The 18,363-nt window shown below is 70.3% G+C and carries 14 protein-coding genes; all 14 read left to right on the plus strand.

Translation table 11 applies throughout. The features are described from left to right. The first annotated feature begins 10 nt into the window (after nucleotides 1–10). Nucleotides 11–2,635: a valine--tRNA ligase gene (locus BG482_RS32595; RefSeq protein WP_069772794.1), complete on the plus strand. Its 2,625-nt coding sequence runs from the start codon at nucleotides 11–13 to the stop codon at nucleotides 2,633–2,635. 98 nt (nucleotides 2,636–2,733) lie between these two features. Continuing rightward, nucleotides 2,734–4,266, plus strand: a complete 1,533-nt coding sequence (locus BG482_RS32600) for a folylpolyglutamate synthase/dihydrofolate synthase family protein (protein ID WP_069772795.1) — start codon at nucleotides 2,734–2,736, stop codon at nucleotides 4,264–4,266. Between the two features lie 8 nt (nucleotides 4,267–4,274). Next, nucleotides 4,275–4,640, plus strand: coding sequence for a DUF4233 domain-containing protein (locus BG482_RS32605; RefSeq protein ID WP_069772796.1), 366 nt, complete (start codon nucleotides 4,275–4,277; stop codon nucleotides 4,638–4,640). A gap of 94 nt (nucleotides 4,641–4,734) precedes the next feature. Continuing rightward, nucleotides 4,735–5,148 carry a nucleoside-diphosphate kinase gene (ndk, locus tag BG482_RS32610; RefSeq protein ID WP_069772797.1) on the plus strand — a complete coding sequence of 138 codons (414 nt, stop codon included), beginning with the start codon at nucleotides 4,735–4,737 and terminating at the stop codon, nucleotides 5,146–5,148. A gap of 233 nt (nucleotides 5,149–5,381) precedes the next feature. Beyond that, nucleotides 5,382–6,401 carry a rod shape-determining protein gene (locus BG482_RS32615; protein WP_054244925.1) on the plus strand — a complete coding sequence of 340 codons (1,020 nt, stop codon included), beginning with the start codon at nucleotides 5,382–5,384 and terminating at the stop codon, nucleotides 6,399–6,401. Nucleotides 6,402–6,610: 209 nt separating this feature from the next. Beyond that, nucleotides 6,611–7,549 carry a rod shape-determining protein MreC gene (mreC, locus tag BG482_RS32620; protein WP_069772798.1) on the plus strand — a complete coding sequence of 313 codons (939 nt, stop codon included), beginning with the start codon at nucleotides 6,611–6,613 and terminating at the stop codon, nucleotides 7,547–7,549. A 14-nt stretch (nucleotides 7,550–7,563) separates the two neighbouring features. After that, nucleotides 7,564–8,235 carry a rod shape-determining protein MreD gene (mreD, locus tag BG482_RS32625; RefSeq protein ID WP_069772799.1) on the plus strand — a complete coding sequence of 224 codons (672 nt, stop codon included), beginning with the start codon at nucleotides 7,564–7,566 and terminating at the stop codon, nucleotides 8,233–8,235. A gap of 155 nt (nucleotides 8,236–8,390) precedes the next feature. Beyond that, nucleotides 8,391–10,640: a penicillin-binding protein 2 gene (gene mrdA, locus BG482_RS32630; protein WP_069772800.1), complete on the plus strand. Its 2,250-nt coding sequence runs from the start codon at nucleotides 8,391–8,393 to the stop codon at nucleotides 10,638–10,640. Beyond that, the gene (gene rodA, locus BG482_RS32635; protein ID WP_069772801.1) at nucleotides 10,637–11,836 is read left to right on the plus strand and encodes a rod shape-determining protein RodA; all 1,200 of its coding nucleotides are present in this window, start codon (nucleotides 10,637–10,639) and stop codon (nucleotides 11,834–11,836) included. Before mrdA ends, rodA begins: the two co-directional genes overlap by 4 nt. Nucleotides 11,837–11,939: 103 nt before the next feature. Then, nucleotides 11,940–13,475: a CYTH and CHAD domain-containing protein gene (locus BG482_RS32640; RefSeq protein WP_069772802.1), complete on the plus strand. Its 1,536-nt coding sequence runs from the start codon at nucleotides 11,940–11,942 to the stop codon at nucleotides 13,473–13,475. 124 nt (nucleotides 13,476–13,599) lie between these two features. Then, nucleotides 13,600–15,555, plus strand: coding sequence for a TIGR03960 family B12-binding radical SAM protein (locus tag BG482_RS32645; protein ID WP_069772803.1), 1,956 nt, complete (start codon nucleotides 13,600–13,602; stop codon nucleotides 15,553–15,555). 210 nt (nucleotides 15,556–15,765) lie between these two features. Continuing rightward, on the plus strand, nucleotides 15,766–16,911 hold the full coding sequence (locus BG482_RS32650) for a hypothetical protein (protein ID WP_069772804.1): 1,146 nt from the start codon (nucleotides 15,766–15,768) through the stop codon (nucleotides 16,909–16,911). 48 nt (nucleotides 16,912–16,959) lie between these two features. Next, on the plus strand, nucleotides 16,960–17,724 hold the full coding sequence (locus BG482_RS32655; RefSeq protein WP_069772805.1) for a TIGR03936 family radical SAM-associated protein: 765 nt from the start codon (nucleotides 16,960–16,962) through the stop codon (nucleotides 17,722–17,724). 307 nt (nucleotides 17,725–18,031) lie between these two features. Then, nucleotides 18,032–18,363 (plus strand): hypothetical protein (locus BG482_RS32660; protein ID WP_306287008.1); only part of this gene is annotated, 332 nt, incomplete at its 3' end.

The raw sequence follows: 18,363 nt of genomic DNA on the forward strand, positions 1-18,363 counted from the left end.
AACTGGGCCCGTGACCGAGAACGCTCAGCAGCAGCCATCAGCGCCCCACACCGAACTGCCGACCCAGTACGCGCCGGCCGACGTAGAGGGGCCGCTGTACGAGCGCTGGGTGGAGCGGGGCTACTTCGAGGCCGACGCCAAGAGCGAGAAGCCTCCGTACACCATCGTCATCCCCCCGCCGAACGTCACGGGCAGCCTGCACCTGGGGCACGCCTTCGAGCACACGCTCATCGACGCGCTCACCCGCCGCAAGCGCATGCAGGGCTTCGAGACGCTCTGGCAGCCGGGTATGGACCACGCCGGCATCGCCACGCAGAACGTCGTCGAGCGCGAACTGGGCAAGGAGGGCAAGTCCCGTCACGATCTCGGCCGGGAGGCGTTCGTCGAGCGCGTCTGGCGATGGAAGGGCGAGTCGGGCGGCCAGATCAGCGGCCAGATGCGTCGTCTGGGCGACGGCGTCGCCTGGTCGCGTGAGCGCTTCACCATGGACGAAGGGCTGTCTCAGGCCGTCCAGACCATCTTCAAGCGGCTCTACGACGACGAGCTCATCTACCGCGCCGAGCGCATCATCAACTGGTGCCCGCGCTGTCTGACGGCGATCTCGGACATCGAGGTCGAGTACCAGGACGACGACGGCGAGCTCGTCTCCATGAAGTACGGCGAGGGGGACGACACCATCGTCGTCGCCACCACCCGCGCGGAGACGATGCTCGGCGACACGGCCGTCGCCGTCCACCCGGACGACGAGCGCTACCGGCACCTGGTCGGCAAGGAGATCCGCCTCCCGCTGACCGACCGCTTCATCCCGGTCGTCGCCGACACGCATGTCGACCCCGAGTTCGGCACCGGCGCGGTCAAGGTGACCCCGGCGCACGACCCGAACGACTTCGAGATCGGCCAGCGCCACGACCTGCCGTCGCTCACCATCATGGATGAGCACGCCGTCATCACCGCCCATGGCCCCTTCCAGGGCCTGGACCGGCTGGAGGCCCGCTCCGCCATCGTCGCCGCCCTGCGTGCCGAGGGCCGGATCGTCGCCGAGAAGCGCCCGTACGTCCACTCCGTCGGCCACTGCTCGCGCTGCAAGACGACCATCGAGCCGCGACTGTCCATGCAGTGGTGGGTCAAGGTCGGCCCGCTGGCGAAGGCGGCCGGCGACGCCGTCCGCGACGGCCGTGTCAAGATCCATCCGCAGGAGATGGAGAAGCGCTACTTCGACTGGGTCGACAACCTGCACGACTGGTGCATCTCGCGGCAGTTGTGGTGGGGGCACCGCATTCCCGTCTGGTACGGCCCCGACGGCGAGGTCGTCTGCGTCGGCCCCGACGACGAGGTCCCCACCGGTGAGGGCTGGCGTCAGGACACCGACGTCCTCGACACCTGGTTCTCCTCCGGTCTGTGGCCGTTCTCCACGCTCGGCTGGCCCGAACAGACCGAGTCGCTCGCGAAGTTCTACCCGAACTCCGTCCTGCTCACCGGCTACGACATCCTCTTCTTCTGGGTCGCCCGGATGATGATGTTCGGCCTGTACGCGATGGACGGGACCCCGCCGTTCCACACCATCGCCCTGCACGGCATGGTCCGCGACCAGTTCGGCAAGAAGATGTCGAAGTCCTTCGGCAACACGGTCAACCCGCTGGACTGGATGGACAAGTACGGCTCCGACGCGCTCCGCTTCACCCTCGCGCGCGGCGCCAACCCGGGTGTCGACGTCCCGATCGGCGAGGCCTGGGTCCAGGGCTCGCGCAACTTCGCCAACAAGATCTGGAACGCCACCCGCTTCGCCCTGATGAACGGCGCCACGGTCGACGGCCCGCTGCCGGACGCCGAGAAGTTGTCGGCGACCGACCGCTGGATCCTCTCCCGCCTCAACTCCGTCGTCGCCGAAGTCGACGCGCTCTACGAGGACTTCCAGTTCGCGAAGCTCTCCGACGCGCTGTTCCACTTCGCCTGGGACGAGGTCTTCGACTGGTACGTCGAGCTGTCCAAGACGACGTTCATGGCCGGCGGCGAGCCCGCGAAGGTCTCCGGCCGTGTCCTCGGCGAGGTCCTCGACGTCACCCTGAGGCTGCTCCACCCGATCGTCCCGTTCGTCACGGAGACGCTGTGGACCACGCTGACCGGCGGCGAGTCCGTCGTCGTCGCCGAGTGGCCGAAGGACAGCGGCTTCCGGGACGCGGCCGCCGAGAAGGAGATCGAGAGCCTCCAGTCGGTCATCACCGAGGTCCGCCGTTTCCGCGCCGACCAGGGCCTGCAGCCCGGTCAGCGCGTCCCGGCCCGGCTGACCCTCGACGGCACGCCGTTCGCGGCGCACGAGACCGCCGTCCGCCAGCTGCTGCGCCTGCAGCCGGAGGGCGAGGACTTCTCCGCGACGGCGACCCTGCCGGTCGCGGGCGCCACGGTCGCACTGGACCTGTCCGGCACGATCGACGTGGCCGCGGAGCGCAAGCGCCTGGCCAAGGATCTGGCCGCGGCCGAGAAGGAGAAGGCCCAGGCGGGCGCCAAGCTCGGCAACGAGGCGTTCCTCGCGAAGGCCCCGGACAACGTGGTCGACAAGATCCGCACCCGCCTCGCCAAGGCGGACGAGGACATCGCCCGCATCCAGAGCCAGCTGGAGCGTCTGCCGCAGGCGTGAGGCGTCGGGGGGACGCGACGACGGCGAAGGCCCCCGGGACCGCACGGTTCCGGGGGCCTTCGCCCACCTCCGTCAGCGGCCGTCCGTAGACTGGCTCCGTGAGCGAGCTCCCCCCGAACGGCAACCACGACGACCTGCCCGCCCCCTTCGACCCCCTCGATCCCTTCGACGAGATCATCGCCGAGGAGACCGACCGCGACCCCGATCTCGCGGTCATCGAGGCCGGCAGCCGCACCCTGCGCACCCAGGGCGGCGTACCGCAGGCCGATGTGCCCGCGCGCCCCGAGGACCCCGAGGTCGACAAGGCCCTGCGCGAGGTCGAGGCGGAGCTGGCCACCCGCTGGGGCGAGACGAAGCTGGAGCCCTCCGTCGGGCGGATCGCCGCGCTGATGGACGTGCTGGGGGACCCGCAGCGCTCCTACCCGTCGATCCACATCACGGGGACGAACGGCAAGACCTCCACCGCCCGCATGATCGAGGCCCTGCTCGGCGCCTTCGAGCTGCGCACCGGCCGGTACACGAGCCCGCACGTGCAGTCGATCACCGAGCGGATCAGCCTCGACGGCGCGCCGATCTCCGCTGAGCGGTTCATCGAGACGTACCTGGACGTCAAGCCGTACGTCGACATGGTCGACTCCATGCAGGAGTACCGCCTGTCCTTCTTCGAGGTGCTCACCGGCATGGCGTACGCCGCCTTCGCCGACGCGCCGGTGGACGTCGCCGTCGTGGAAGTGGGCATGGGCGGCTCCTGGGACGCCACCAACGTCATCGACGGCGACGTGGCCGTGGTCACGCCCATCGACCTGGACCACACCGACCGGCTCGGGGAGACGACCGCCGAGATCGCCGCCGAGAAGAGCGGGATCGTCAAGCAGGACGCCACCGTCATCCTGGCCCAGCAGCCGGTCGACGCGGCCCAGGTGCTGCTGAAGAAGGCCGTCGAGGTCGACGCGACCGTGGCCCGGGAGGGGCTGGAGTTCGGGGTCGTCGCCCGCCAGGTCGCCGTGGGCGGACAGCTGGTCACCCTGCGCGGGCTGGGCGGCGAGTACCCCGAGGTGTACCTGCCCCTGCACGGGCCCTACCAGGCCCACAACGCGGCCGTCGCGCTCGCCGCCGTCGAGGCGTTCTTCGGCGTCGGCTCCCAGCGGCCCGAGCCGCTGGACATCGACACCGTCCGCAAGGCCTTCGCCGCCGTCACCTCGCCGGGCCGTCTCGAAGTCGTCCGCCGGTCCCCGACCGTCGTCCTGGACGCCGCCCACAACCCGGCCGGCGCGCGGGCCACCGCGGAGGCCGTGGGGGAGGCGTTCGACTTCTCCCGGCTGATCGGCGTGGTCGGAGCCAGCGGCGACAAGAACGTGCGCGGACTCCTGGAAGCCTTCGAGCCGATCTTCGCCGAGGTCGTGATCACGCAGAACACCAGCCACCGTGCGATGGACGCCGACGAGCTCGCCGCGATCGCCGTCGAGGTGTTCGGCGACGACCGCGTCCAGGTCGAGCCGCGGCTGCCCGACGCCCTGGAGGCGGCGATCACCCTCTCCGAGGAGGAGGGCGAGTTCTCCGGCGGAGGCGTCCTGGTCACCGGTTCCGTCATCACCGTCGGCGAGGCGCGGCTGCTCCTCGGGAAGGGCTGAGGCCCGCCATGCGTACGCTCTGCTCCTCGACCCTGATCGGCGAGTTCTTCGTCATCGGATTCGCCGGCCTGGTCGCCATGAAGGACTCCGACCTGTCCATGACCACGGTGTGGACGGTCTGCGGCGTCGCCATGCTGTTCAGCGTGCTGCTGTGCGGCATGGTCACCCGGCCCGGCGGCGTCGCCCTCGGCTGGGCGCTGCAGATCGCCCTCGTCGCGTCCGGCTTCTTCGTCCCCATCATGTTCTTCATGGGCGTGCTCTTCGGGGCGCTGTGGTGGGCGTCGGTGCACTACGGCAGAAAGGTCGACGAGGCCAAGGCCCGCTTCGCCGCGCAGGCCTCCGCCACCTCTGCGGATACCGCTGACGCTGCGTGACGAGCGCCCGGACCCGACCTGTAACCTCATCCCACCGCACCTGCAGGCGCCAGAGCACCGGCGCCGGAACACCGGCAGTAGAAGGAGCCCCCTCGTGAGCCAGCGCACCCTCGTCCTGCTCAAGCCCGACGCCGTCCGTCGTGGCCTGACCGGCGAGATCATCAGCCGTATCGAGCGCAAGGCCGGCTGGAAGATCACCGCGCTGGAGCTGCGCACGCTGGACCAGGACACGCTGGAGCAGCACTACGGTGAGCACAAGGGCAAGCCCTTCTACGAGCCGTTGGTGGAGTTCATGGCGTCCGGCCCGGTCGTCGCGCTGATCGTCGAGGGCGAGCGGGTCATCGAGGGCGTGCGCGCGCTGGCCGGTCCGACCGACCCGATCGCCGCCGCCCCCGGCTCCATCCGCGGCGACTACGGCGTCATCGTCCGCGAGAACCTGATCCACGCGTCCGACTCCGAGGAGTCCGCCGAGCGCGAGGTCAAGATCTTCTTCCCCGGTCGAGCCTGACCCCGGACGGCCGCGAAAGGGTCTGAAGCGGGCGATCGAGGGAACGTGAGCCCCCGAACGCCCGTCTCCAGAAGCGAACCCACACAGCATCTGCAAACAATGGCGGAGACCGCTCCGCAGTGTTCGTGCAGGCGCGTTTACGATGGAAGCCTTCACGTCACAGCACCCACCTCGCCGACCTGATAAGCCCTCAAAGCTCATGGAAGGCCAGTCGAATCCTGATGGGGAACTCAATGTCGTTCATCGGCCGTGACATGGCTGTCGACCTCGGGACCGCCAACACGCTGGTGTACGTCAGGGGTCGCGGGATCGTACTCAACGAGCCGTCCGTCGTCGCGATCAACACCAACACCGGTGGCATCCTCGCGGTCGGCGCCGAAGCCAAGAAGATGATCGGGCGCACGCCCGGCAACATCGTTGCCGTGCGTCCGCTGAAGGACGGCGTGATCGCCGACTTCGAGATCACCGAGCGGATGCTCCGCTACTTCATCCTGAAGATCCACAAGCGGAGGTATCTGGCTCGGCCGCGAGTCGTCGTCTGTGTGCCCTCGGGCATCACGGGCGTCGAGCGCCGTGCCGTCATCGAGGCGTCGACCCAGGCCGGCGCCCGCCAGGTGCACATCATCGAGGAGCCCATGGCCGCGGCCATCGGCTCCGGCCTGCCGGTCCACGAGGCCACGGGCAACATGGTGGTGGACATCGGCGGAGGCACCACGGAGGTCGCGGTCATCTCGCTCGGCGGCATCGTCACCGCCCAGTCCATCCGTGTCGCGGGTGACGAGCTGGACAGCTCGATCATCCAGCACATCAAGAAGGAGTACTCGCTCCTCCTCGGTGAGCGGACGGCTGAGCAGATCAAGATCACGATCGGTTCCGCCTACGACCTCGACGACGACCAGCACACCGAAATCCGTGGCCGCGACCTCGTCTCCGGACTGCCCAAGACCGTCGTCATCTCGGCGGCCGAGGTGCGCAAGGCGATCGAGGAACCGGTCAACGCGATCGTGGACGCCGTGAAGACCACGCTCGACAAGTGCCCGCCGGAGCTGTCCGGCGACATCATGGACCGCGGAATCGTTCTGACCGGCGGCGGAGCTCTGCTGCGCGGTCTGGACGAGCGGCTGCGCCGGGAGACCGGCATGCCCATCCACATCGCCGAGGACCCGCTGGACAGCGTGGCGCTCGGCTCCGGGAAGTGCGTCGAGGAGTTCGAGGCGCTCCAGCAGGTCCTGGACGCGGCGCCGCGCAGATGACGTAACGCTTCGATTCCGCCGTACGAGATGATCTCCTCTCGTGCGGCGGATCGTTGATATAGAGGCATAAGCTCCCATAAAGCGCCCTTGGTCATCTTGGCCCGGGGCTACCCCAATTCCCGACCCGCTCCCTGACAACTGCTTTACGACACCTGCTTCCTGATTCCTGTTCTTGGTTTTTCTCTCGAGGAAGGGCACGGCCGCCGCACGTGAGGGACACACGAGAGAGCCGGCTGCTCCTGGTGCTGCTGATCGCCGTAGCGTTCGCGCTGATCACGGTGGACATCCGGGGCGGGGAGGACTCCCCTGTCGACGGCGCCCGGCAGGCCGCGGCCGCGGCCTTCGGCCCGATCGAGAACGGCGTGTCGTCGGCGGTGGACCCCGTGGGGAACGCCGTCTCGGCCGTCCGTGACTCCGGGGGACGTCATGACCGGCTCACCGCGCTGGAGAAGGAGAACGCGGCGCTCAAGGCGAAGCTCGGCAGCGACGACCGCAACCGCAGCCGGCTGGCGCAGCTCGACAAGATGCTGAAGATCGCCGGCACCGGCCAGTACGGCATCAAGGGCGCGGAGGTCATCGCGATAGGAGCGGCCCAGGGATTCTCCTGGACGATCACCATCGACGTGGGCGCCAACGACGGCGTCAAGCGCGACATGACGGTCCTGAACGGGGACGGGCTGGTCGGGCGGGTCACCACCGTCGGCCCGGACACCGCGACCGTGCTGCTGGCCAGCGATCCCGACTTCACCGTCGGCACCCGGATGGAGGCGTCCGACGAGCTCGGCTTCGCCTCCGGACAGGGCGACCGCCCGCTGCGCGTCGAACTCCTCAACGGCAAGGCCGACGTGAAGAAGGGCGACCGGCTGGTCACCTTCGGCTCGCAGGCCGACAAGCCCTTCGTGCCCGGCGTCCCCGTCGGCGTCGTCTCCCGCGTCGACCCCTCCGGCGGCGACCTCACCCGCACCCTCTACGTCACGCCGTACGTCAGCTTCACCAAGCTCGACATCGTGGGCGTGGTCGTCGAGGCCCCGAAGAAGGATCCGCGCGACACCGTGCTCCCCTCCAAGCCCAAACCGGTCCCCACGCCGACGGTGACCGTCACGGTCACACCGAACGCGAACGCACCCGTAGACGGCCAGCAGCAGTAGGAGCTGACAACCCCATGCGCGTCAACCGGATCCTGCTCTCCGTCCCGCTGGTGGTCGTCGCCCTGGTGATCCAGGTGAGCGTTTTCGCCCGCCTCCACCTCCCGGGCGCCGTCCCCGACCTCCTCCTGCTCACCGTCCTGGGCCTGGCCATGGTGTACGGCCATGTCGGCGGCGCCCTCATCGGCTTCGGCGCCGGCCTGCTCGCCGACCTCGCCCCGCCCGCCGACCACGCCGCCGGACGCTACGCCCTGGTCCTCTGCGTGATCGGCTACCTCGCCGGGCTGATCAAGCCCGAGACCGGGCAGATCAAGTCGGCCACCGGCCCGATGGTCGTGGTCGTCGCCGCCGCCGTCGGCTCCACCCTGCTGTACGCCGGGGTCGGCGCCCTCGTCGGCGACACCGCCGCCCGTCATGTCGGCCTCACCGGGCTGCTGTTCACGGCCGCCCTGTACGACCTGCTGCTCGCCCCGTTCGTGGTCCCCGCGATCATGTTCCTGGCGCGGCGCGCCGACAACGACCCGCTCGCCGAGACCAACTCCGCCGCGAAGAGCCCCGACATCTCCTCCGGCTGGCTCTCCTCGGGCACGGGCCTGAGGATCGGCGGGCAGCGTGGCGGGCTCAAGCTGAAGGCGGCCAGGTCGAGGGCCACCCGGGCCGGGCGCATCAAGGGGGTCAAGCGGCTGTGAACGCGGGCGTCCGCGCGCGGAGCGCGCCGGTGGATGAATCACCCGAACGAGGAAGTCCAGGCGGAACGGGGTCGCACAGACCGATCGTTCATCATTCGTCCGCGCACACACGTTCGCGCGCCGAGTCCGCGTACTGAGAGGGGGAGACAGCCGCAGTGACCAACATTCCCGAGACCGGTCGGACCCCACGGGTCCAGATCCGGCTCGTCGTGATCCAGATCCTCGTCCTCTCCCTGCTCGGCACCCTCGGCGGCCGCCTGTGGTACCTGCAGATCCGGGAGGGCGCGGCCTACGCCAAGGAGGCCTCCGGCAACCACGTCCAGCAGGTCGTCGAACCCGCCGTGCGCGGCTCGATCCTGGACGCGCGAGGGGTGGCCCTGGCCGACAACGAGACGCGCCTCGTGGTGTCCGCCTCCCGCACCGAGCTGCTGAAGCAGAGGGACGACGGCAAGGCGGTCCTGGCCAAGCTCGCGGGCGTCCTCGCCATGAAGCCCGAGGAGGTCGCCCAGAAGGTCCGGCTGTGCGACGCGAAGACGCCGCAGCCCTGCTGGAACGGCTCGCCCTACCAGCCGATCCCCATCACCGACGAGGCCACCGCCAAGCAGGCCCTGCAGATCCGCGAGCGCGCCGAGGACTTCCCCGGCATCACCGCCGAGCCCGAGGCCGTGCGTCGCTACGCGGCCCCCGGCAACGCCAACACCGCCCAGGTCCTCGGCTACCTCTCCCCGGTCACCGACGCGGAGATCACCAAGGCCCAGGACACCGACTCGCCGTACCTGCGCTCCGACCAGGTCGGCCGCAGCGGTCTGGAACGGCAGTACGACAAGGAACTGCGCGGCAAGGCCGGCGTCACCCGCTACGAGGTCGACAACCTGGGCCGCGTCATCGGCCAGGCCGAGGCGGACGCGGCCCAGCCCGGCTCCAACCTCGTCACCAGCATCGACGCACGTGTCCAGCGGGTCGCCGAGTACGAACTGAACAACGCGATGAAGATCGCCCGCACCCAGTTCGACAAGATCACCGGCGAGAACTACAAGGCCGACTCCGGCGCCGTCGTCGTGATGGAGGCCAAGACCGGACGGGTCGTCGCCATGGCCTCCGCCCCGGCCTACGACCCCAACGTCTGGGTCGGCGGCATCTCCGCCAAGGACTACAGGAAGCTCACCGGGAAGAACTCGGACTACCCGCTGCTCAACAGGGCCATACAGGGTCAGTCCGCGCCCGGTTCGACCTTCAAGGTGGTCTCCACGGCCGCAGCGGTCGAGGCGGGCTACGAGTGGGACGGCGGCTACCCGTGCACCAGCTCGTACTCGGTGGGCGGCCAGGTCTTCAAGAACTTCGAGGGGGAGAGCTTCGGCCCCATCTCGCTCGGCCGGGCCCTCGAAGTCTCCTGTGACACCGTCTTCTACGGCCTCGCCGACCGGGAGTGGAAGAAGGACGGCGGCATCAACCCGAAGAAGGGTGAGCCCAAGGACTTCTTCTACAAGGCCGCCCACCAGTTCGGCCTCGGCAAGGAGACCGGCCTCGACCTGCCCAACGAGGTCACCGGCCGGGTCCCGGACCGCCGGTGGAAGGAGTCCTACTGGAAGGCCAACAAGGACTCCTGGTGCAAGTCCGGCAAGAAGGACGGCAGTTACGTCGAGAAGATCGCGTACGAGAACTGCCTCGAGGGCAACAAGATGCGCGAGGGCGACTCGATCAACTACTCCATCGGTCAGGGCGACACCCTCGTCACCCCGATCCAGGAGGCCGTGATCTACGGGGCGCTCGCCAACGGCGGCACCATGTACACCCCGACCATCGGCAAGGCGATCGTCAGCCCCGACGGCAGGACCGTGCAGGAGATCAAGCCCAAGCCCAAGGGCAGGCTGCCCGTCACCAAGGCCACGATCAAGGGCATGGACGCCGCACTGGAAGGCGTGGTCACCCGCGGTACCGCCGCCTGGAAGTTCGGCGGCTGGCCGCAGGACAAGATCCCGCTGCACGCCAAGACCGGTACCGCGGAGGTCTACGGCAAGCAGACGACGTCCTGGCTCGCCACCTACAGCAAGGACTACACGGTCGTCATGACGATCGCCCAGGCCGGTACCGGCTCGGGCGCCTCCGGTGAGGCCGTGCGACACATCTACAACGCGATGTACGGCGTCTCCGACGACGGCAAGATCGACAAGAAGAACGCCCTGCTGCCCACCCCGCAGACCGGCCTGCCCAAGGTCCAGGCGGACGGCACGATCAAGTCCCCCAAAATCGCCAAGGACCCGGCCAAGGACCAGCGCGCCAGCCAGCAGACCGCGCCGAAGCCGGACGAGACGCAGACGGCGGGCACCGTGCAGCAGAACACCGACACCAACCGCGACACCCGCAGACGACGGCGGAAGAGGGGAAGCCGGAGGATGTGCACATGACCGGCGCGAACAGTTTCTCCGTCTCCGGATACGGGCCCGCGCGGGCCGGCTGGACACGGGTCTTCGCCCGCGACTCGGTGGCCCGCAGACTCGACTGGCCGATACTGCTGTCGGCGATCGCGCTGTCGCTGATCGGCTCGCTCCTGGTGTTCTCGGCGACCCGCAACCGCACCGAGATCAACCAGGGCGACCCGTACTACTTCCTCGTACGGCACCTCATGAACACCGGCATCGGGCTCGCCCTGATGGCCGGCACGGTCTGGCTCGGCCACCGCACCCTGCGCAACGCGGTGCCGGTCCTGTACGGCCTGTCGCTCCTGGGAATCCTCGCGGTGCTGACGCCGCTGGGCTCCACGGTCAACGGCGCGCACTCCTGGATCGTGCTCGGCGGCGGCTTCTCGCTGCAGCCCTCGGAGTTCGTGAAGATCACGATCATTCTGGGCATGGCGATGCTGCTCGCGGCCCGAGTGGACGCGGGCGACAAGCTCTACCCCGACCAGCGCACGGTGCTCCAGGGGCTCGGACTCGCGGCCGTCCCGATGCTGATCGTGATGCTGATGCCCGACCTCGGGTCGGTCATGGTCATGGTGATGATCGTGCTGGGCGTGCTGCTGGCCTCCGGCGCCTCCAACCGCTGGGTCTTCGGACTGCTCGGCGCGGGCGCGGCCGGCGCGATCGCCGTCTGGCAGCTGCACATCCTGGACGAGTACCAGATCGCCCGCTTCGCCGCCTTCGCCAACCCCAGCCTCGACCCGGCCGGCGTGGGCTACAACACCAACCAGGCGCGGATCGCGATCGGCTCCGGCGGCCTCACCGGCGCCGGGCTGTTCCACGGGTCGCAGACGACGGGCCAGTTCGTTCCCGAACAGCAGACGGACTTCGTCTTCACCGTCGCGGGCGAGGAACTCGGCTTCATGGGCGCGGGCCTGATCATCATCCTGCTCGGTGTGGTCCTCTGGCGGGCCTGCCGCATAGCGCGTGAGACGACGGAGCTGTACGGCACGATCGTCGCCGCGGGCATCGTGGCCTGGTTCGCCTTCCAGTCCTTCGAGAACATCGGCATGACCCTGGGGATCATGCCGGTGACGGGCCTGCCACTGCCGTTCGTCTCCTACGGCGGCACGTCGATGTTCGCGGTATGGGTGGCGGTGGGGCTGCTGCAGTCCATCCGGGTGCAACGGCCGATGTCGGCCTGAGCCCCCGGACACCCCCCGGCACCTCGCGGTTTCCCCGAGTCCGGCCGCGATTCGGGTCCGGCGCGCACTGCCGCTCGGACCCGAGTGCGACTAGATTCAATTCATGGCGGAGACGAAACGCGAGATCGAGCGCAAGTACGAATCCGACGAGAGCGGGCTGCCCGACCTGACGGGAGTCGCCGGGGTCGCAACCGTCCTCGACAGAGGCGTCACCGAGCTGGACGCGACCTACTACGACACCTCCGACCTGCGTCTGGCCGCGGCCTCGATCACGCTGCGCCGTCGCACCGGCGGCTCCGACGCCGGCTGGCACCTGAAACTCCCCGTCGAGGCCGGCATCCGGGACGAGATCAGGTCGCCGCTCTCCGACACCGTGCCCGACGAGCTCGGACGGCTCGTCCGCTCCCGCGTCCGCGAGGGCCAGCTGGTGCCGGTGGTGCGGCTGCGCTCCAGCCGGGACGTCCGCGAACTCGTCGACGGCAAGGGCCGGCTGCTCGCCGAGGCCAGCGTGGACGCCGTCCGGGCGGATCGGCTGTTCGGCGGCGAGGGCGGCGCCCAGTGGACCGAGATCGAGGTGGAGCTCGCCGACGGCGGCGACCCGGCCTTCCTCGACAAGGTGGACAAGCGGTTGCGCAAGGCGGGCGTCCGGCCGTCGACGTCGTCGTCCAAGCTGGCGAGGGCGCTGACGGAGACGGCCCCGAAGAAGAAGCGCGCCAAGGGGAAGACGGCAGGAGACGGGAAGGCGGAGGAGAAGCCCGCAGGCGATCCCGTGACCGCCGGCGACCACGTGCTGGCGTACGTGCGAGCCCAGCGGGACGCGATCGTCGCCCTCGATCCGGCCGTCCGACAGGAGGCCGAGGACTCCGTGCACGACATGCGCGTCGCGACCCGCCGGCTGCGCAGCACCTTCCGTTCCTTCCGCAAGGTCCTCGACCCGGACGTCCTCGACCCGATCGCCGCCGAGCTGAAGTGGCTCGCCGGTGAACTGGGCGCGGGCCGCGATCAGGAGGTGCTCGACGAGCGCCTGGCGGCCGGCCTGGACGACCTGCCGCACACCCTCGTCTCCGGCCCGGTGGGCGCCCGCGTGCGGGCCTGGGCGGAGGCCCAGCACCGCGGCTCGCGCCACCGGCTGCTCGGGGTCCTGGACTCGCCGCGCTATCTGACCCTGCTCGACGCCCTGGACGCCGTGGTCGCCCACCCGCCGCTGCTGAAGGCGGCCGGGGGCAAGCCGGCCAAGGTGCTCGCCAAGGCCGTGCGCAAGGACTTCGCGAAGGTGTCCGTGCTGATCGGGCAGGCCCTGGAGGAGCCGCCCGGGCACACACGCGATGTCACCCTGCACGAGGCGCGCAAGAAGACCAAGCGCACCCGCTATGCGGCGGAGACCGCCACCCCCGCGATCGGCGGCGCCGCCAAGGCGCTCGCCAAGTCCATGAAGACGTTGCAGAGCCTGCTCGGCGACCACCAGGACAGCGTCATGGCCCGCCGGACCCTGCGCGAGCTGTCCGCAGTGGCGCACGCGGCGGGGGAGAGCGCGTTCACCTACGGGGTGCTGTACGGCCGTGAGGAGGGGCGGGCCGAGCTGGCGGAGGAGGCGCTGCCGGACCTCTGGGAGAAGGCCCGCGCGCGGATGGAGGTTTGAGCACCGGCCGCGACGGATCTTTCGCGGGCGGGGGATGCCTCCGGTCGGGTTACGCTAGATGGTCACCCTCCCCCGAGCCTTTGGCCGGGGGGATCCCCGGTCAGCTCACGAAGGTGCCCCCGCGATGTCTGTCGAGTCGGTCTTCCCGCAGCTCGAAGCCTTGCTCCCGCATGTGCAGAAGCCGATCCAGTATGTCGGCGGCGAGCTCAACTCCACGGTCAAGCCCTGGGAGGCGTGCGACGTCCGCTGGGCGCTGATGTACCCGGACGCCTACGAGGTCGGTCTGCCCAACCAGGGCGTCATGATCCTCTACGAGGTGCTGAACGAGCAGGAGGGCGTCCTCGCCGAGCGCACGTACAGCGTGTGGCCGGACCTGGAGGCGCTGATGCGGGAGCACGACGTCCCGCAGTTCACCGTGGACGGTCACCGCCCGGTGAGGGCCTTCGACGTGTTCGGCCTGTCCTTCTCCACGGAGCTGGGCTACACCAACATGCTGACCGCCCTCGACCTCGCCGGGATCCCGCTGGAGGCCGCGGACCGCGGTCTCGACGACCCGATCGTGCTGGCCGGCGGCCACGCCGCCTTCAACCCCGAGCCGATCGCCGACTTCATCGACGCGGCGGTGATCGGCGACGGCGAGCAGGCCGTCCTCGACATGACGAAGATCATCCGCGAGTGGAAGGCGGAGGGCCGGCCCGGCGGCCGCGACGAGGTCCTCTTCCGCCTCGCGAAGACGGGCGCGGTCTACATCCCGCGGTTCTACGACGTCGAGTACCTGCCGGACGGCCGGATCGCCCGCGTGGTGCCGAACAGGTCGGGCGTGCCGTGGCGCGTGTCGAAGCACACGGTCATGGACCTCGACGAGTGGCCCTACCCCAAGCAGCCGCTGGTCCCGCTCGCCGAGACGGTCCATGAGCGCATGTCGGTGGAGATCTTCCGCGGCTGCACCCGCGGCTGCCGCTTCTGCCAGGCCGGCATGATCACCCGCCCGGTGCGCGAGCGCTCGATCACCGGCATCGGCGACATGGTGGAGAAGGGCCTGAAGGCGACCGGCTTCGAGGAGGTCGGTCTGCTCTCGCTGTCGAGCGCCGACCACAGCGAGATCGGCGAGGTCGCCAAGGGCCTCGCGGACCGCTACGAGGAGGACAAGATCGGCCTGTCCCTCCCCTCCACCCGCGTCGACGCCTTCAACGTGGACCTGGCGAACGAGCTCACGCGCAACGGCCGTCGCTCGGGCCTGACCTTCGCGCCCGAGGGCGGCTCGGAGCGCATGCGCAAGGTCATCAACAAGATGGTCTCGGAAGAGGACCTGATCAGGACCGTCTCCACCGCGTACGGCAACGGCTGGCGCCAGGTGAAGCTGTACTTCATGTGCGGCCTGCCCACGGAGACGGACGAGGACGTCCTGCAGATCGCCGACATGGCGATGAACGTGATCGCCGAGGGCCGCAAGGTCTCCGGCCAGAACGACATCCGCTGCACCGTCTCGATCGGCGGGTTCGTCCCCAAGCCGCACACCCCCTTCCAGTGGGCTCCCCAGCTCTCCGCCGAGGAGACGGACGCCCGCCTGCAGAAGCTCCGGGACAAGATCCGCGGCGACAAGAAGTACGGCCGCTCGATCGGCTTCCGCTACCACGACGGCAAGCCCGGCATCGTCGAGGGCCTCCTCTCCCGCGGCGACCGCCGTATCGGCGCCGTCATCCGCGCCGTCTACGAGGACGGCGGCCGCTTCGACGGCTGGCGCGAGCACTTCTCCTACGACCGCTGGATGGCCTGCGCGGACAAGACGCTGCCGGCCTACGGCGTGGACGTCGACTGGTACACGACGCGCGAGAAGACGTACGAGGAGGTCCTGCCCTGGGACCACCTGGACTCGGGCCTCGACAAGGACTGGCTCTGGGAGGACTGGCAGGACGCCCTCGACGAGACGGAGGTCGAGGACTGCCGCTGGACGCCCTGCTTCGACTGCGGGGTGTGCCCGGCGATGGACACCCACATCCAGATCGGTCCGACGGGCAAGAAGCTGCTGCCGCTGACGGTGAAGCAGCCGGCGGGCAGTGGGCACGCGCACGGCCACTGAGCGGAGAGTTCTCCGTCCCCGCGTCAAGGCCGTGCCGCGTCAGGCGGCGTCTGTGCGCAGGCCGAAGGCGTCCCGGGCGGGGAAGTCGGCGCGGGCCCGGAAGCGGTGGTCGGCTGCTGACGCGTCCTCAAGAGCGTGTCCCCGCACGGGCGTCGGCGTCGGCCCCGGCGTCCGTGCATCCGCCGGGCCGGCTGTAGCGTCTACGCCCATATGGACCTGCAGAAACCGCCCGTCGCCGGGCCGCCCGTGTCACCGGCCGGCCGGACTTCCGGACAGGCGCCCGAAGGGTGTCTCGTCGTCGCGATCCGGCTGCCCGTGCGCATCGTCGTGCTCGTGCTGGTCGTACCGGTGCGCATGGTGTGGGACGGGCTCGCCGTCGTGGCGCGGTTCCTGCGGGACACGGTGCTGCGGCCGCTCGGGCGGGCCCTGGCGTGGCTGGGGAAGGCACTGTTCGTCTGGCCCCTGATCGGGCTGTGGCGTTACGTCGTCGTTCCCGCGGCCACGGCGCTCGCCTGGCTGGGGAAGGTGCTGGTGGTGACGCCGGTGGTCTGGCTCTACCGCTACCTCCTCACCCCGCTCGGGCACGTGCTCGCGTGGCTGGTGCGAGGCGTCGGGGCCGGGCTCGCGTGGGGGTACGCGCGCGTGCTGACGCCCGTCGGGCACGCCCTCCTCCGGCTGCTGAAGGGGATCGGGGCCGTGGTCGCCGCCGTCGGCGCCGGCGTGTACGGCGCGGGGGCGTGGCTGGTGAGGCACCTCGTCGTCGTCCCCGCCCGCTGGGTCCACCGGTGGTTGCTCGCGCCGGTCGGGCGGGCGGTCGCCTGGTGCGCGCGAGGGGCGTGGCGGCTCCTGGAGCTGCTGGTCGGCGGGATCGGCTTCGTCCTCTACTGGGCCGCACGGATCGTGCTCGTGCTGCCCGCGCTCGCCCTGTGGCGTCGGGTGCTGGTCCCCGTCGGCCGCTTCCTCGCGGTCGTCGCCCGTGAGGTGGGGGACGCCCTCGGGCACGCCTGGCGGATCGCCGGGCACATCTCGCTCGCCGTCGGCCGCTTCCTCGGGACCCTCCTGCGGTGGACCCTCGTGGAGCCCGTGCGCTGGGCGTACCGGACGGTGCTCACCCCGGTCGGGCACGTCGTCCGGGACGCCGTGCTGCGGCCCGCCGCCCGGGCCGCGCGCAGCGTGGGCAGGGCCTCCCGGCAGGCGCTGGCCGCCGCGTGGGAGACGGCGCGGCAGACCCGCGCCGAGGTGCGCCGCATGCTCTTCGGGGAGCCGGTGCGGCGGGAGTCGGTCGCCCGCCGGGAACCATCGGCGGGCGAGGCACGTACTCTTGGTAGCAGTACGACCGCTCTCACGAAGGACTGAACGACACTGGGCAAGCGACAGCCCGAAGGCCCGCCGCCCGCACCCGCGGTGCAGCGCATCCGTCTGCGTTACACCAAGCGCGGCCGCCTCCGGTTCACCAGCCACCGTGACTTCCAGCGTGCCTTCGAGCGCGCGTTGCGCCGTGCCGAGGTGCCGATGGCGTACTCGGCGGGGTTCACGCCGCACCCGAAGGTGTCGTACGCCAATGCCGCACCCACCGGCACGGGCAGTGAGGCGGAGTACCTGGAGATCGCGCTGACCGCGGCGCGTGATCCGGAGAAGCTGAGAGCTCTGCTCGACGAGTCGCTGCCCGCCGGGCTCGACGTCGTCGACGCGGTCGAGGCCCGGACCTCGGGTCTGGCCGACCGGCTGACGGCTTCCGTATGGGAGCTGAGGCTGGCCGGAGTGGACCCGGCCGACGCCGACCGCGCGGTGGAGGCCTTCAACGAGGCCGACGCCGTGGAGGTCCAGCGCATGACCAAGAACGGCGTTCGCACCTTCGACACCCGAGCCGCGGTCGTACGGCTGGAAACGCACGATGAACCGGCTGATAGGCCGACCGACCAGCCCTGTGCGATACTGCGGCTGGTTGTTCGGCACGTGACGCCTGCCGTTCGACCCGACGACGTCCTGTCCGGACTCCGCGCCGTGGCCGACCTGGCGCCGCCGGTCCCCGCTGCGGTGACCAGGCTGGCGCAGGGGCTGTTCGATGAAGAGACCGGCACGGTGACCGACCCGCTCGCGCCCGACCGCGAGGCAGCTCAGGCCCCCACAACGGCCGTTCCCGCTGCCGCCGCGAAGGCGCCCGCGTAGGGAAGGTTCCGCGAAGGAACGTACGTCGTAGCGCCGCCCTCGTACTCGGGAGCCACCTGGGTCGGGCACCGCACCCACCAGAAGACTTTCGCCAGGCCGTGCGCATTCGGCGTACGGAACCGGCGAGACAGGACACAGAGAGCTCCCGTGCGGCGCCCGCGCCCCGGACGGCGGCACCGCGCATCGCGCGAGCCGCGGACGTCAACGGTGGTCGATCCTTCGTGATCGCCTCCGGACCAGGCGCGGCGCCCGGGAGCCTGACGGGAGAAACGCCCGCATGCTCGAGCCAACCGAATCCGCAGAGTCCGTGACGGACTCCGAAGCGAACACCCCCAGCGACACCCTGCCGCCGCGTCGTCGGCGCCGTGCCGCTTCCCGGCCGGCGGGTCCGCCGTCCGCCGCCGCCGACACCTCGGCCGAGATCACCACGCCGGCCATACCGGCCGTGGAGTCCGTCGAGGAACTGGCGGAGGACGACGTCCAGGACGAGACCGTCCAGGACGAGAACGCCGGCGCGCAGGCCAAGGCGGACGAGCCCGAGGAGGCCGCCGAGGCCGCGCCTCGTGGCCGCCGTCGGGCCACCCGCCGCGCCTCCGCGCCCGCCGGCGCCCCGGCCGCCGTCGAGGCGGCCGAGACCGT

This window comes from Streptomyces sp. LUP30, assembly GCF_001746365.1.
GTDB lineage: Bacteria > Actinomycetota > Actinomycetes > Streptomycetales > Streptomycetaceae > Streptomyces.

What these genes read in the sequence shown, in the direction of transcription:
- BG482_RS32605 (WP_069772796.1), top strand. Translation starts at nt 4,275, where the DNA reads ATGCGTACGCTCTGCTCCTCGACCCTGATCGGCGAGTTCTTCGTCATC.
- BG482_RS32615 (WP_054244925.1), top strand. Translation starts at nt 5,382, where the DNA reads ATGTCGTTCATCGGCCGTGACATGGCTGTCGACCTCGGGACCGCCAAC.
- mreD (WP_069772799.1), top strand. Translation starts at nt 7,564, where the DNA reads ATGCGCGTCAACCGGATCCTGCTCTCCGTCCCGCTGGTGGTCGTCGCC.
- rodA (WP_069772801.1), top strand. Translation starts at nt 10,637, where the DNA reads ATGACCGGCGCGAACAGTTTCTCCGTCTCCGGATACGGGCCCGCGCGG.
- BG482_RS32640 (WP_069772802.1), top strand. Translation starts at nt 11,940, where the DNA reads ATGGCGGAGACGAAACGCGAGATCGAGCGCAAGTACGAATCCGACGAG.
- BG482_RS32645 (WP_069772803.1), top strand. Translation starts at nt 13,600, where the DNA reads ATGTCTGTCGAGTCGGTCTTCCCGCAGCTCGAAGCCTTGCTCCCGCAT.
- BG482_RS32650 (WP_069772804.1), top strand. Translation starts at nt 15,766, where the DNA reads ATGGACCTGCAGAAACCGCCCGTCGCCGGGCCGCCCGTGTCACCGGCC.